The organism is Methanosarcina sp. UBA411, from assembly GCF_002495725.1.
Lineage (GTDB): Archaea > Halobacteriota > Methanosarcinia > Methanosarcinales > Methanosarcinaceae > Methanosarcina.
Genome location: NZ_DAGK01000033.1, coordinates 95711 through 109006, shown reverse-complemented (window position 1 = coordinate 109006; position 13296 = coordinate 95711). Strand labels below are relative to the sequence as shown.

At 42.5% G+C, this 13296-nt stretch carries 14 protein-coding genes; 11 read left to right on the top strand and 3 right to left on the bottom strand.

Annotated features, from left to right (window positions below; all coding sequences use genetic code 11):
- Nucleotides 1–152 precede the first annotated feature (152 nt).
- From BP861_RS13110 to BP861_RS13095, 4 genes are all read left to right on the top strand, one after another.
- Complete coding sequence (locus tag BP861_RS13110; protein ID WP_292376240.1) at nucleotides 153–1673, top strand: glutamine synthetase family protein; 1521 nt, start codon at nucleotides 153–155, stop codon at nucleotides 1671–1673.
- Between the two features lie 327 nt (nucleotides 1674–2000).
- Entirely contained in the window at nucleotides 2001–2921 is a 921-nt protein-coding gene (locus BP861_RS13105) for a D-aminoacyl-tRNA deacylase (RefSeq protein ID WP_292376238.1), read from the top strand.
- A gap of 89 nt (nucleotides 2922–3010) precedes the next feature.
- Entirely contained in the window at nucleotides 3011–3373 is a 363-nt protein-coding gene (locus BP861_RS13100; RefSeq protein WP_292376236.1) for a DUF3147 family protein, read from the top strand.
- 32 nt (nucleotides 3374–3405) lie between these two features.
- On the top strand, nucleotides 3406–3801 hold the full coding sequence (locus BP861_RS13095; RefSeq protein WP_292376234.1) for a DUF3147 family protein: 396 nt from the start codon (nucleotides 3406–3408) through the stop codon (nucleotides 3799–3801).
- 206 nt (nucleotides 3802–4007) lie between these two features.
- Here the strand turns inward: BP861_RS13095 and BP861_RS13090 are convergent, their stop codons facing one another.
- Nucleotides 4008–4169 carry a hypothetical protein gene (locus tag BP861_RS13090; RefSeq protein WP_292376232.1) on the bottom strand — a complete coding sequence of 54 codons (162 nt, stop codon included), beginning with the start codon at nucleotides 4167–4169 and terminating at the stop codon, nucleotides 4008–4010.
- Nucleotides 4170–4368: 199 nt separating this feature from the next.
- Here BP861_RS13090 and BP861_RS13085 point away from each other — a divergent pair, with 199 nt between their 5' ends.
- The 4 genes from BP861_RS13085 to lon all read left to right on the top strand — a co-directional run bounded on the left by BP861_RS13085 (nucleotide 4369) and on the right by lon (nucleotide 9241).
- On the top strand, nucleotides 4369–5520 hold the full coding sequence (locus BP861_RS13085; protein ID WP_292376230.1) for a DUF2157 domain-containing protein: 1152 nt from the start codon (nucleotides 4369–4371) through the stop codon (nucleotides 5518–5520).
- 67 nt (nucleotides 5521–5587) lie between these two features.
- A complete protein-coding gene (locus tag BP861_RS13080) occupies nucleotides 5588–6151 on the top strand; it encodes a GDYXXLXY domain-containing protein (RefSeq protein WP_292376228.1) in 564 nt (187 codons plus the stop codon).
- Between the two features lie 194 nt (nucleotides 6152–6345).
- Complete coding sequence (locus BP861_RS13075) at nucleotides 6346–6765, top strand: MarR family winged helix-turn-helix transcriptional regulator (protein ID WP_292376226.1); 420 nt, start codon at nucleotides 6346–6348, stop codon at nucleotides 6763–6765.
- Between the two features lie 70 nt (nucleotides 6766–6835).
- The gene (lon, locus tag BP861_RS13070; protein WP_292376301.1) at nucleotides 6836–9241 is read left to right on the top strand and encodes an endopeptidase La; all 2406 of its coding nucleotides are present in this window, start codon (nucleotides 6836–6838) and stop codon (nucleotides 9239–9241) included.
- A gap of 215 nt (nucleotides 9242–9456) precedes the next feature.
- Here lon and BP861_RS13065 read toward each other — a convergent pair whose 3' ends face one another.
- Nucleotides 9457–9597, bottom strand: coding sequence for a hypothetical protein (locus BP861_RS13065; RefSeq protein WP_292376224.1), 141 nt, complete (start codon nucleotides 9595–9597; stop codon nucleotides 9457–9459).
- A 41-nt stretch (nucleotides 9598–9638) separates the two neighbouring features.
- Nucleotides 9639–10415, bottom strand: a complete 777-nt coding sequence (locus tag BP861_RS13060; RefSeq protein ID WP_292376222.1) for a hypothetical protein — start codon at nucleotides 10413–10415, stop codon at nucleotides 9639–9641.
- Nucleotides 10416–10859: 444 nt separating this feature from the next.
- Between BP861_RS13060 and BP861_RS13055 the strand changes: the two genes are divergently transcribed.
- The 3 genes from BP861_RS13055 to BP861_RS13045 all read left to right on the top strand — a co-directional run bounded on the left by BP861_RS13055 (nucleotide 10860) and on the right by BP861_RS13045 (nucleotide 13139).
- Nucleotides 10860–11528: a flavodoxin family protein gene (locus BP861_RS13055; RefSeq protein WP_292376220.1), complete on the top strand. Its 669-nt coding sequence runs from the start codon at nucleotides 10860–10862 to the stop codon at nucleotides 11526–11528.
- Nucleotides 11529–11639: 111 nt separating this feature from the next.
- A complete protein-coding gene (locus tag BP861_RS13050) occupies nucleotides 11640–12434 on the top strand; it encodes an alpha/beta fold hydrolase (protein WP_292376218.1) in 795 nt (264 codons plus the stop codon).
- Between the two features lie 282 nt (nucleotides 12435–12716).
- On the top strand, nucleotides 12717–13139 hold the full coding sequence (locus tag BP861_RS13045) for a LysE family translocator (RefSeq protein ID WP_292376299.1): 423 nt from the start codon (nucleotides 12717–12719) through the stop codon (nucleotides 13137–13139).
- Nucleotides 13140–13296: the final 157 nt, after the last annotated feature.

Below are 13296 nucleotides of genomic sequence, written 5' to 3'. Positions count from 1 at the left end.
AATTTTATATAGACAGCAGTAAGTTATCTTCTTCCTAGCAGGCAAGTGTTCAAAAAATTATATTCAATGTAATAACCCGTGAGCCTGAAAAATATTCGGGATTAAAATGAGGCTTCATACTCGGATATTTCAATTAAAAAGAAGGGATAATTATGAAACCATCATCTGTAGAAATGAATCCTAATAAACTGGTACAGTTCCTCAATAAACCAGCAAGCGAATTCACTAAAGAGGATATTATAAAGTTCATTAAAGAGAATGGTATTAAGATGCTCAACTTCCGCTATGTTGGTGGGGACGGGAGACTTAAAGCCCTCAACTTTATCATCAGGAATGAAGAACACCTTGATACGATACTTTCCACCGGAGAAAGAGTAGACGGCTCCAGCATTTTCAAATACATCGAAGCTGACTCAAGCGACCTTTATGTCGTGCCGAAATATCGCACTGCTTTTGTAAACCCGTTTGAAGAAATCCCGACCCTCGACTTACTCTGTTCATACTTTGACAAGGACGGAAATCCCCTTGCAAGCTCCCCAGAGAACATAATGAAGAAGGCTCATGCGGTTCTGAAGGAGAGGACAGGCTACGAGTTAAATGTAATGGCTGAACTTGAGTATTACATTATTTGCGACAAAGATCAGATTGATACTGACTTCCCGGCTGTTGACCAGAGAGGATATCATGAATCAGGTCCCTTCACAAAATTTGAGCAGCTCAGGAAAGATGCAATGCTCGCTATCTCCGAAGCTGGCGGATTTATTAAATACGGACACTCTGAAGTCGGAAATTTCACTGACGATAAATACTACTACGAACAGAACGAAATCGAGTTCGAAACCACAAATGTTGAGGACGCTGCTGACCGTCTGATTGTTGGAAAGTGGATGCTGAGAATGATTGCAGCCCAGTATGGAGTCACTGTTAGCTACGCCCCGAAGATTACAGTCGGAAAGGCAGGCAGTGGGCTGCATATCCACATGAAGCTTATGAAGGACGGCAAGACCGCAACCGTTGAAAATGGCGGAAAGTTGAGCGATGCCGCAAAGAAAGCAATCGTCGGCTGTCTGGACGTTGCTTCAGCAATTACTGCTTTTGGGAACACAATCCCAACATCCTACCTGCGCCTTGTACCTCACCAGGAAGCTCCAACAAATGTTTGCTGGGGAGACAGGAACCGCTCTGCCCTTATCCGTGTGCCTCTCGGTTGGTCCGGGGACGCAAGCAAGATGATTACTATTGCAAACCCGAACTATTCTGAAGAACTCAAGGAATACTACGGCAAGCAGACCTATGAATTCCGTGCTGCAGACGGCTCTGCTGACGTTTATCTCCTTATCGCCGGACTCTGCGTTGGTACCCGCTACGGACTTGAAATGGACAATGCCCTTGAGCTTTCCAAGAAACTTTACATCAGTGTAAACATCTTCAAGGACGAACACAAAGACAGACTTGCCGAGCTCGATCACCTGCCTGCTTCCTGCTACGAGTCTGCCCAAGCTCTGAAAGCCAAAAAGGATATCTTCATGACGGACGAGGTGTTCACTGAAGGTATGCTTGACGGAATTGTCAATGGCCTCGAAGCTTACAACGACTACCAGCTTAGTGAGAGACTGTACGGCAAGAACGAAGAAATCAAGAAACTTGTGGACGCTTACATTCACATTGGATGATCCTGTTCCAGCACTTTAAAAACATATTTCCATAGGAAAGATGTAGACTCCTGCTTATTAAGAGGCAGGAGTCTGCCAAAACCCTTTTTGAAAACATTTTTTTCTTCATCTGGCTTACCCTTTCTAACATTCAAGGTAACCTTTCTAATATTTCAGGTAACGTTTCTAATATTTCGGGTAATTTTCTAATTTTTCAATGTAACTTTTCACAGCCTCTTCAGGTTTAGACCCAGGCTGCTATACGGGGTTGGATTTATGGGTTGGATTTATCTATCTTAACGAAATCTATAGGGGGCGTAAACTGAAAAAGCCCCGAATTGATCAGAAATGAAAGAAAACAGCAATTCAGAAAACTCCGGGAGCCAGAAAAAAAACCTCCCTGGAAACCAGATTCCAAAAATAACAATCATCTGTTCTGCCCCCGACCTTGCCAGCCAGAACATTAAAACACATCTTTTGAGCCTTAAGGAATGGAAAGTCCTTGAGCTTCCTGAAAATTCCGGATTCTCTGCGGCCAGGGAATCGCAGGATGGAAAGTTCAGGCTTATTGATATTGAAGAAATGCATATCTTCCAGGACGGACTTGATCGAAAACTAGAAAACGCAGGGCTGCCAGCTTCCCTTATCATTTTTGCGTCTAAACACCGGAGCAAAGAGGAAATATCTTCCCTTACAGTTCACTGCACAGGAAACCCCTCGGGCGAGGCAAGGCTTGGAGGCTGCCCGAAATCCCTTGCAGTTTCCTCTCCTGCTGCTATGAAATCCATTCTTATGGAAATGAAGCGACAGGTTGAGCAAAAAGGCCTGAAATATGATGTTACCCTCGAAGTAACCCATCATGGGCCCACAGAACTTTCAGTTCCGTCGATTTATGCCGAAATAGGAAGCACTGAAGTGCAGTGGAAAGATTCTGAAGCAGGTGAAGCTGCTGCAAAAGCTGTCCTTGCAGTCTCCCTTGAAAAAGTTCCTGTTGCCCTTGGTTTTGGAGGAGGGCATTATGCCATGCGCCAGACAGGGCTTTTACTCGAAACTGAAATCTCTTTCGGGCACAACTTTCCCAAGTACCAGCTGGAATTCGTGGATGAAGCCCTGATCAGGCAGGCAATTGAGAAATCAAAGGCTGATTTTGCTTATTTTGACCGGAAATCCATGAAAAGCGGAGATAGGAAAAGAATTTCCGAAGTCCTTGAGAAACTGGGGCTCAGTGTCTTCAAAGAATCCGAGATAAGGGAAAAATATGAGTACTAACGTTAAAGCAAACTTTAGAACAATCCCGATTCTCCAGAAGGTGCATGTTACTGTTCATCTGAGCGTTCCAGTACACAGGACATGATATAATGCTGAATATTGAGGTATCCCCAATTCTTCTTCGCTTTCTTTTTGGAGGAAGTGCAGTTGCTATTTCCGCCCTCATTGCAAAGAATTTCGGAGGCAGGCTGGGTGGAATTTTCGCAGCTTTCCCTGCCGTGTACCTGGCAGCGATTCTGGGCTTGAGAATGGATTATGAAGGCAGTGAATTGCTCCTGATTTCAGAGCAGCTTTCAAAAGGTGCACTTGTGGGAATGATAGCTGATATTTGCTGTGCCCTTGCTGCAAGTTATTTTATTCTCAGATACGGGTGGAAAAGAGGACTGGCTTACGCACTTATCCTCTGGGCCGTACTTGCTCCCACAATTTACTTCACATGGTTCAGGCTGTGAAAAAAGAAAAAGTAAAAATAAGGAGTCATATCATGAAATTAAATCTCAGGGACCTTGCTCTTAGGTTCGTTTTTGGAGGAGGTACTGTTGCTGCCTGTTATATCATGCTGCAGATAATCCCTTCAAAATCTTTTGCGGGAGTTTTTGCAGCTTTTCCAGCTGTTATGGCGGCTGCCGTGATAATGGCAGGACATTTCGGAACCTCAGAGCAGGCTTCTGACATTGCCCTTGGAGCAAGCTCAGGAATGATTGGCTGTACTATATGCGTGCTCACTGTTGTTTTCTGTATGGAGCACCTTAACAGATGGGGTCTTTCAATTATTATTGCTCTTTTGATCTGGTTTTTCAGCTCATATTCAATAACCAGGCTGATCAACGGGTTACTGGGAAGGATAAAAGAAAAAAGACAGCAAAAAACAGATTATTGAGATTTTTAGACCTCAAGAAAAAGCTCCAAATAAAGAATCTTTTCCATGCTTTTTACCTAATACTCTTCCAGACTATTCCTAGATTTGTATTCCTCCGAATAATTACGGGATCTTCTTTAATTATTAAATATTTTTTCCTCTTCTATTTTTTTTCTATTTTATTTTTTTCTATTTTATATATTTTACCGGAATAATTTTTTTCAGGCTTATTGTTTTATTTTCATTGGTTCTCCGCAACAGGTTATGTCGCCGGTACAGCAAGCATCAGTAGTACAGGAGGAATCTCCACATGCACTTATTACTTTTAGTTCGAACCCGCACCCTTCACAAACAAGAATCTGACCTTCTTTTAATTCACTGCAGTTCATTCTGTGTCACCCCAATTTGTATGATAGGAAAAGTATGTAATTCAGGTTCAAACTTCTTTTGAAACAATGATTCTAAACATTAGTCTGTTAAGCTGGAACTGAATATAAAAATAATCTGGTAAGTCTCCGAATAATATCAGGAATTTGGAGTTAATCATAAAGAAATTATTTATATAGTGAAATTCGATAAAATCAATGTATGTTTGACCAGGACCTGATCCGAAAATGGCTGGACGAAGGCACAATTAATCACGCCCAGGCCGAGAAAATGAGGGCAGACCTTGAGGAGTATAAAGCAGAGCACCGGTCAAAAAAACAAATTATTGCCTTTTCTACCATCGGGGCAATTCTAATCGGGATTGGCGCCATTCTCTTTGTAGCCTCCAACTGGGAGAAAATCGGGAATACTGTCAAAATCATGCTGCTTGCAGGAAGTACAGTAGGCATACATTATACCGGTTACAGCCTGAAATATGAGAATCAGAAATATTCGAGGCTGGGTTCTGCCCTGCTTTTCCTTTCAGCTCTGCTTTTCGGAGCAAGCCTCTTTTTAATCGCCCAGATTTACAATATCAATGCCAACAACAGCACCCTTGTCCTCATCTGGCTTCTTGGAGTTTTTCCCCTGATTTACGGCTACAGGTCTACTGCGGTCGCCGGGCTTTGCTCTTTGCTTTTTTACCTTTGGATAGGCCTTCTGTACAGCGAAAGAAATAGCCTCAGTGAATCTATAAACATCCTGGATCTCTACCTCATGTCAGGAATTGCAATCTATTTTTCAGGAATTTTGCATGAGCTGTCAGCAAAATTAAAACATACTGTGTCAACGTTTAAGTTCATGGGACTGCAAGCTGTACTCATTGCACTGTTCATATACACTTTCGGGCCCCTTGAGTCAAAAGGCGAGGAGATTGTTTCTGTAATTTATGCTTTTCTGGGACTTCTTTTTCTGGCAGTCCTGCTTTCAAAATCTCTTCGATCAAGGCTTACAGGTTTTCAGACAGACACGAGCATGGCCGCAATCTCGTTTTTAATGGCTGGAATAACTCTGATAACCACAAACAGTCAGGTGTCGGAAGAAGCCTATATGGGCTTTTTTAATCTTGTTTTCCTCGGGCTTCTGGTTCTGCTTCTGTATGCAGGATACAGCACCGAAGACATCGGGATAATCAATACTGCCATGTTCTGGTTTATACCGCTGATTTTTGCAAGATATTTCGATTTTTTCTGGGACCTTCTTCCGAGGTCATTCTTTTTCATAATAGGAGGGCTTGCCCTGCTGACTTTAAGTGTGGTACTGGAAAGAAAAAGAAGAGAATTGAAAGCTAAGTTTGCCGGAGTGGGAGAATGAAAAACTGCAGTTTGAGATTCAGAGACTGTGGAATCATAAAATTTTCAGAAGCAGGGAGGGGCTGCAAATGAACCAGAAGAAAGTCCTTTACCTTACCTTAGTTTTTTGGCTTCTCATTTTTTCAGGCTTTATTGCCTATAAGGAGTATACCCTCAGGACCGGCACTGAAGTTATGCTCAAAACCCTGCCAGTAGACCCAAGAGACCTATTCAGAGGAGACTATGTGACCCTTAATTACGAAATCAGTACCCTTGATATGGAAAAGTTTCATGCTGAGAATTCTGACTTTTATTACGATGAGCCAGTATATCTTACACTGAAGCTTGAAAATGGATACGGCATACCTAAAGAAATATATACCACTCCGCCCGAGGATGAACTTTACATCAAAGGTAAGGTAAAAGGTGTTATATACGACTGGGAAACAGACGAATCGAGTAATATGACAGAGGAAGCGACCATTAAAGAATTGAGGGTTGATTACGGTATTGAAAGTTATTTTGTTCCCGAAGGCAGGGGAATGGAAATAGAAAAGGCACAACAGACCGGGAAAACAAAAGTTGATGCAAAAGTTATCATTGACAAATACGGAAATGCTGTAATTAAGAGTTTATTGATTGACGGAAAATAAATTGAGTTCCAAGCCTTTTCAAAAAAGGCTTGAGCGAAAACCTCAGCAAAGTTTGAATTTGATAATTTTATCCTCAAACCCTATCGGCGTGATCAACCGGCGCAACGGTTGCGGCTCAATAGTTGCAGGTTAAACTTAGCATGGCCGAAAACTATTTAATTAGGTAATGCCTAACTAACAGGACAGATCAAGATATGATGGAGAAAAAAGAGCATTTGTTCATAGTTTTTGAAAACCTTATCAAAATCAAAAGCGAATGCTCCTGTCAGATCTTCTCCGAATGTGGACTATCGGACATTACTCTCAAGCAGATCGGATACCTGAAGGTCATTGACGAATGCGGGGAAGTAACATTTAGTAAGCTTGCTAAAATCACTAGCAATTCAAAGCCCACCATCACCGAGATGATTAACAAATTTATCAAAATGGAGTGTGTGTACAGGGAGAAGTGCCAGGATGACGGCAGAATTTTCTATATTCGTCTGACAGAAAAAGGGCAAATGTTAGCCCGTGCCGAAGAGAACGCTTTATTGAAGGTTATTGAAAGAATGGCGAATTCACTGAATGAAAAAGAGCTGGATACGCTTATAGAAATCCTAAGAAAAGTAAGATAATTTTTTTGCTTGCGAAAATAGTTAGGTTAATTTAAACTAAGTACTTGAGATGATAATTGAGACGATGACAATGTATTCACAACAAGCTGACGATAACAGAGAGAAACTGGTTATACCCCTTTTTGAGATAGTGGTTTACCCTCAAAGCCGGACAAAACTCATGGCTGACAAAGTTACCGGTGAAACACTGTTAAATGAAATGAAAAACTCCGAGTTCATTAACGCTATCGGGCTGACGGTAAAGAGCGGCACAAAGGTTTCAGACCTATCAGAAGAAGACCTATCAGAAGAGAGCCTGTATAGAACCGGAAATTTGCTTAAAATCACATATGTACATCCTGCTGATGACGGATATCTCGTTGTTGCAAAGGCTACCGAAAGGGTAGAAGTGGTATCTCTTTATCGGAAGCATGGGTTATTCTACACAACTTACAAGCCTGTCCATGATATACCAGACTTTGATGAGGACACTGAAGCCGAAGCGATGGCGAATGTAAAAAAGACAATTCACGAAATCAGCAACAGGTTCCAGGGCTCCGAGCAGTTTACCCGGTCAATTGATAAGATGGACTCTATTGACCAGATAATAGGCTTTGTCATGCCGTACATACCCGTAAAACTTGCCGAAAAGCAAAAACTCCTGGAGCTCCCCTCGGTTCGTGAGCGGTATCTTCTGTTCCTTCACATCCTGACAAAGCATAAAGAAAGCATCAATCTCCAGATAGAAATGGCAAAAAAAGTCACCGACAAAATAAGCAAGTCGAATAGAGAGGCAATGCTCCGTGAGCAACTTAAAGTAATTCAGGAAGAACTCAACGAAGGAGACGACTCGGCTTCAGGCGACGCTGCGTATAGAGAAAGGATTGAAAACTCGACTATGCCTGATGAGGTAAAAAAGAAGGCACTTTCCGAATTAAAGAAACTCGAAACCGGAGGCAGTCACAACCCTGAAGCCCATGTTATAAGGAATTATCTTGACCTCCTGCTCGACCTTCCCTGGATAACTGAAGAGAAGAAGAGTATCGACATTGCCGAAGCCCGTCGGGTGCTTGAGAGCAACCACAATGGGCTGGAGAAGGTCAAGGAGAGAATAATCCAGCACCTGGCAGTCATGAAATTGAAACATGAGAAGCAGGGCTCAATTCTACTCCTAGTAGGGCCGCCCGGAACCGGTAAAACAAGCCTCGGGAAAAGCATTGCCGATGCTCTGGGCAGAAAATATGTCCGGGTCAGCCTTGGAGGCGTCAAAGACGAGGCTGAAATCCGGGGACACAGGCGGACATATATCGGCGCTCTTCCCGGAAGGATTATTCAGGGTATGAGAAAAGCAGGCACGAAAAATCCGGTATTTATTCTTGATGAGGTAGATAAGCTCTCAGCTTCCTACTCGGGAGATCCGGCAAGTGCCCTTCTGGAAGTTCTTGACCCTGAACAGAACAGCACCTTCTCAGACCACTATCTTGAAATCCCATATGACCTGTCTGATGTGTTGTTCATAGCCACTGCCAACTCCCTAGCAAGTATCCCCTGGCCGCTTCTTGACAGAATGGAAACGATCGAGATCTCAGGTTACACAAAGAATGAAAAACTTGCAATCGCAAAAGACCACCTGCTGCCCTGCATACTGGAAGACCACGGACTTGATGCGGATAAACTTAGAATTGAAGATGAAGCCCTGAAAGTAATCATCGATAAATATACCCGCGAAGCCGGAGTCAGGGGACTTAAAAAACAGCTTGCCAAGACTGCAAGGTTTGTATCCGAGAAAATAGTTTCAGGCAAGGTCGACCTTCCTTATGTGGTCAGGGTGGACATGCTCAAAGAGATTCTCGGAAAAGAGATAATCCGGCAGGAAGAGGCTAGAAAAGAGAATATACCTGGCGTGGTTACAGGACTTGCATGGACGCCTGTAGGAGGAGATATTCTCTTCATAGAAGGCACGTTTATGCCCGGCAGTGGAAAACTCACGCTTACAGGCCAGCTTGGGGACGTGATGAAGGAATCTGCAAAGATATCTTTGAGCCTTGTCAGGTCACGGCTTGCAAACACTGCAAACAGCTTTGACTTCACCTCAAGCGACATTCACATCCACGTGCCCTCAGGTGCAACCCCTAAAGACGGCCCGTCAGCAGGCATAACCCTTTTTACCGCCCTTACATCCCTGATAACCGGCAGAGCGGTTGACCCCAAACTTGCCATGACAGGGGAGATAACACTGAGCGGTGCAGTACTGCCCGTTGGAGGCATAAAAGAGAAAATCCTGGCAGCTCACAGGGCAGGCATAAAGAAAATAATCCTGCCAAAAGAAAACGAAAGGGACCTTGAAGATGTGCCTGAAGATGCCAGAAACGAGCTTAAGTTCGTACCTGTAGAGACCATTGAAGAGGTCTTGAGAGAAGCCCTGGATATTGACCTGCCCAGACAGGTAGTGTCGCCATATCCTGGAAACAGCTATGCACCTGTACACAGTGCATAAACATAAGAGGTACATGATTGGGTCTGTTACGGTGTGAAGCAGCCGTAGCAACCCTAACCCTTTCTCCCATTTTTCCTTCACCATAACCTGATTTTTAAAAGCCAGACTAAGGTCCTATTTTCCAGCACATTTTTCAGCAAGTTTACTAGCATATTTCAGGTATTTTCCATTTTCCAAAATATAAAGCAAATAAATTGCTTGAGCTTCAGGCAGTTTCACCACACCCTTGAAGAGCTGTGAAAAAATTCCAAGCTATCCACCACTTCAGGAGAAAGTCCCATTTCTTCAAACATCTCCCTGAAAACTACCCTATATTTTTCTTCAGGTATCGATTCTCCGCTACTTCCGACATGCATTATGATTTCGAGCTTAACCCTTCCTGAGGAATCGAGTTCAACTATGTATCGGTTCCCTTATCATAAGTTACTACCCTTGCCTCCGGAACAAAATACCTTACTGAACCCACCTGGTTTCCGTTCTTTAAAAAGACTTCTTTCGTATCCGAACTTATACTGGGGTATCCATAAAAACCCAAGCCGGAATTGTAACTGGAATCGGAACCATCACTACTTTCCGTAAGATAGGCATATACAGCCGGGAAATCTGGAGACTCGTTCACCTGTATTTCAGCATCCAATGTCTGGTTTTGTGCGGCTTTTTTCAGAGCCTCAAGATACTTTTCCGGAGCTTTTTCATCCGGGCCGAAGAGAAGCCCGAGTTTTTCAAGCATCCAGGGATCATCCGGAAATTCCGATAGCTGTAAGGGAGATTCGGGGTCGGAGTGGCTGAAGTTCGAGATGGCAATACAGGTTCTGGTCCCTGCTTCAGTTCCGTCTTCACATACAAAGACCGTAAGTTCGGAGTTCTCGTTATAGTTAAACCTTATGTTCTGCACAAGAGCAGCACTTCCAAAATTTTCCCGGACCTCAGGGACATCCCCCGGCTCAAAGCCCGAAAAATTTCCAGGCCAAGGCCAGGAACCTTCTATCTCGTAATCAGCTTTCTCAGCTTTCGTAAGTACGGAACTGTAATCAAGAGGCCCAATATCAACTTCTTCGGAATAGTACCAAGAACTGTCAAAAAGTGCATAAATAAGAAAAGGACCGAAGAAATACAGCACAAAAAGGAGGGGAATGAGCAATATTAATATCAGTATGGCTTTTTGCTTATTCATGAAACTCTCAACTCTGGAAAAGCGTCAGTAGGCTGAAAGGCTGTTAGTATTCCTTAGATGTCGAATTTAAAAAAATCGGAGTTGACAATCGAAGTTTTTACAATATTAGATAAGACTCCCAACTTAATAAATAATTTGTGTATATTTATACAGGCTTAAAAAATCACTTGTAACCAGAAAAAACATATCAGTAGATAAAAACATCCAGCTTGGAATCTTCCTAACACTGGCAGAACCCCTAATTTTAAAACAATCTATTCCGCCCGATTATATACCAAGGCTATACTGGCTATCTTAGTAACCTATAACCATAGTGATTGCATAGAGAAATTTGACTATTAGTTCACAAAAACTCGCGATACTGTTTTTTCTTTAAGCAACTGGCATGTTTTACCCTTATCGCGAATATAATGTAAAAGAACAAGAAATTACGAGGTAAAAGTCATGAAAGTGATAGCGATAAACGGAAGTCCTAGAAAGAACTGGAACACAGCTACCCTGCTGGAAAAGGCTCTTGAAGGTGCAGCTTCAGAAGGCGCAGAAACAGAACTAATACATCTCTATGATCTCGACTTTAAAGGTTGTATAAGTTGTTTTGCCTGCAAATTAAAAGGTGGAAAAAGCTTTGGAAAGTGCGCAGTAAAGGATGAGCTGACACCTGTGCTGGAAAGGCTGGAGAATGCCGATGCAGTAATACTCGGATCGCCAATTTACCTTGGAAATTTTACAGGAGAAATGCGGTCCTTTATGGAGCGCTATATATTTCCTTACATAACCTACTCCGTTGACATACAGACATTCTATCCTAAAAATATTCCTGTTGGTTTTATCTACACTATGAATATCACTGAGGATCTTTTTGAGCTGGTTGGGATTAATAAGCTTATTGAGTTAAATGAATGGGTTGCAACAAGGATATTCGGGTATTCCGAACCATTATGCAGCACCGACACATACCAGTTTGATGATTATTCAAAATATGTTTCGTCCATCTTCAATCCTCAGGAAAAGGCAAAAAGGCGAGAAGAAGTGTTTCCGCAGGACTGCCAGAAAGCCTTTGAAATGGGAGCTAGGTTCGTGAAACGGCAAAGAGCTCTGAAAGCACTGAAATAAAAACAATAAAATTTGAGTTACTTTACTCCTGAAATTTGTTTTTAACTCCTATAATATCGAAAAAGCTAAACTCTAGAAATCAAAAAAGCTATCTATTAAAATCAAAACCGCTTGAATCGAAAAAACATGGAAACCTTGCGAAGATACGGAAACCCACCTTTTAGTCTTGTTGTAATCCACGGCGGCCCTGGCGCCCCTGGAGAAATGGCACCTGTTGCTAGGGAGCTTTCCGCTTTTAGAGGCGTGCTTGAACCGCTTCAAACCGCAGTGACTCTTGAAGGACAGGTCAGAGAACTCCGGGAGGTTCTCGAAGAGCACGGCGACCTGCCTGTTACCTTAATTGGTTTTTCTTGGGGTGCGATGCTCAGCTTTGTATTTACTGCCCGGTATCCGGAGCTCGTAAAAAAGCTCATACTTGTCGGAAGCGGCCCTTACGAAGAAAAATACGCTGCGAATATAATGAAAACTAGGATAAGCCGACTCGGAAAAGAAGATTTCGAAAATTTCCTCAGACTGGCCAAAACCCTGAACGAGCCTTCAGCTAAAAACCGGGATGAAGCTCTGTGCACCTTTGGGAAGTTAATGTCGAAAGCTGATGCTTATCATCCTCTTCCCTATAAGGACGAGCTGATCCAATGTAGCTATGAAAGCTTCAAAGGCGTGTGGGAAGAAGCCAGTGAACTGAGAAGCTGCGGAAAACTGCTTGAACTAGGAAAAGAAATCCGCTGCCAGGTAATTGCGGTTCATGGTGATTACGATCCCCATCCTTTTGAAGGAGTTAAAGAACCTCTCTCCCGGATTTTAAAGGATTTCAGGTTCATTTTACTGGAAAAATGCGGACATCGGCCCTGGATTGAGAGAGAAGCTAAGGAAAGATTTTACAGTTTACTGAGGAGCGAGATTTAAGTAAAAAAGAAGTAAAAAAGGAAAGGTAAGAAAAAGGAAAGTAAAAATGGAAAAGTGAGAAACTTGATATAACAGTCCCAGTTAATCTATTTTATTGCAGCCTCTGCTGCGCTTACGCTCCTCCCAGGCCCTGATATTTTATTCGTACTAGCCAAGAGTATTCTCAGGGAAAGAAAGCAGGAATTGCAACCGCGCCCGGCCTCTCTACAGGCGTACTTGTTCACACCACCGCAGCAGCGTTTGGAATTTCGCCCTGGTATATAATCCACTCTTGCGTTTGAAATCGTAAAATATGCGGGTATAGCCTATCTGCTTTATCTTGTCTGGCACGCCTTAAAAGAAAGTGAAGAGCTAATATCTTCGACTCCTATCCTAGAAACAAATACCTTTACCCTTTACAGGTGCGGGATCTTTATGAATGTTTTAAATCCTAAGGTTGCCCTCTTCTTCCTTGCCTTTTTGCCCCAGTTTGTTAATATAAATTCAGGAAATGTCCCAATGCAGATGATATTTCTGGGAATAATTTTCATGGTTCAGGCCTGGTTAATCTTTACAACAATCTTGGTTTTTGCTGGAGTCATTGGCGAGAAAATAGTACAAAAGCCAGTAATTGGAAAGTATATTAACTGGGGTAATGTAACATTTCGCCCACTTTGTTACGTTTTAATTGCCTTGATGGTGATCCCAGAAAAATACAAAAGTTAAGCCATCTAAAAAGAAGGCATATGAAACCTTCTTTTTCATAAACAATTTAAAATTTCATTACCTGTTTATAGAATGTATGCTAAAAAGTTTTGAGTGTTCGAGTTGTCTTCACTATTGCCAGGATCATAAGTTTTAACTTTATTATTATTATTATTAT

Coding starts and splice junctions, on each gene's coding strand:
- BP861_RS13065 (WP_292376224.1), bottom strand. CDS start 9,597: ATGCATGTCGGAAGTAGCGGAGAATCGATACCTGAAGAAAAATATAGG.
- BP861_RS13080 (WP_292376228.1), top strand. CDS start 5,588: ATGAACCAGAAGAAAGTCCTTTACCTTACCTTAGTTTTTTGGCTTCTC.
- BP861_RS13075 (WP_292376226.1), top strand. CDS start 6,346: ATGATGGAGAAAAAAGAGCATTTGTTCATAGTTTTTGAAAACCTTATC.
- BP861_RS13060 (WP_292376222.1), bottom strand. CDS start 10,415: ATGAATAAGCAAAAAGCCATACTGATATTAATATTGCTCATTCCCCTC.
- BP861_RS13100 (WP_292376236.1), top strand. CDS start 3,011: ATGCTGAATATTGAGGTATCCCCAATTCTTCTTCGCTTTCTTTTTGGA.
- BP861_RS13085 (WP_292376230.1), top strand. CDS start 4,369: ATGTTTGACCAGGACCTGATCCGAAAATGGCTGGACGAAGGCACAATT.
- BP861_RS13110 (WP_292376240.1), top strand. CDS start 153: ATGAAACCATCATCTGTAGAAATGAATCCTAATAAACTGGTACAGTTC.
- BP861_RS13105 (WP_292376238.1), top strand. CDS start 2,001: ATGAAAGAAAACAGCAATTCAGAAAACTCCGGGAGCCAGAAAAAAAAC.
- BP861_RS13055 (WP_292376220.1), top strand. CDS start 10,860: ATGAAAGTGATAGCGATAAACGGAAGTCCTAGAAAGAACTGGAACACA.
- lon (WP_292376301.1), top strand. CDS start 6,836: ATGTATTCACAACAAGCTGACGATAACAGAGAGAAACTGGTTATACCC.
- BP861_RS13095 (WP_292376234.1), top strand. CDS start 3,406: ATGAAATTAAATCTCAGGGACCTTGCTCTTAGGTTCGTTTTTGGAGGA.
- BP861_RS13090 (WP_292376232.1), bottom strand. CDS start 4,169: ATGAACTGCAGTGAATTAAAAGAAGGTCAGATTCTTGTTTGTGAAGGG.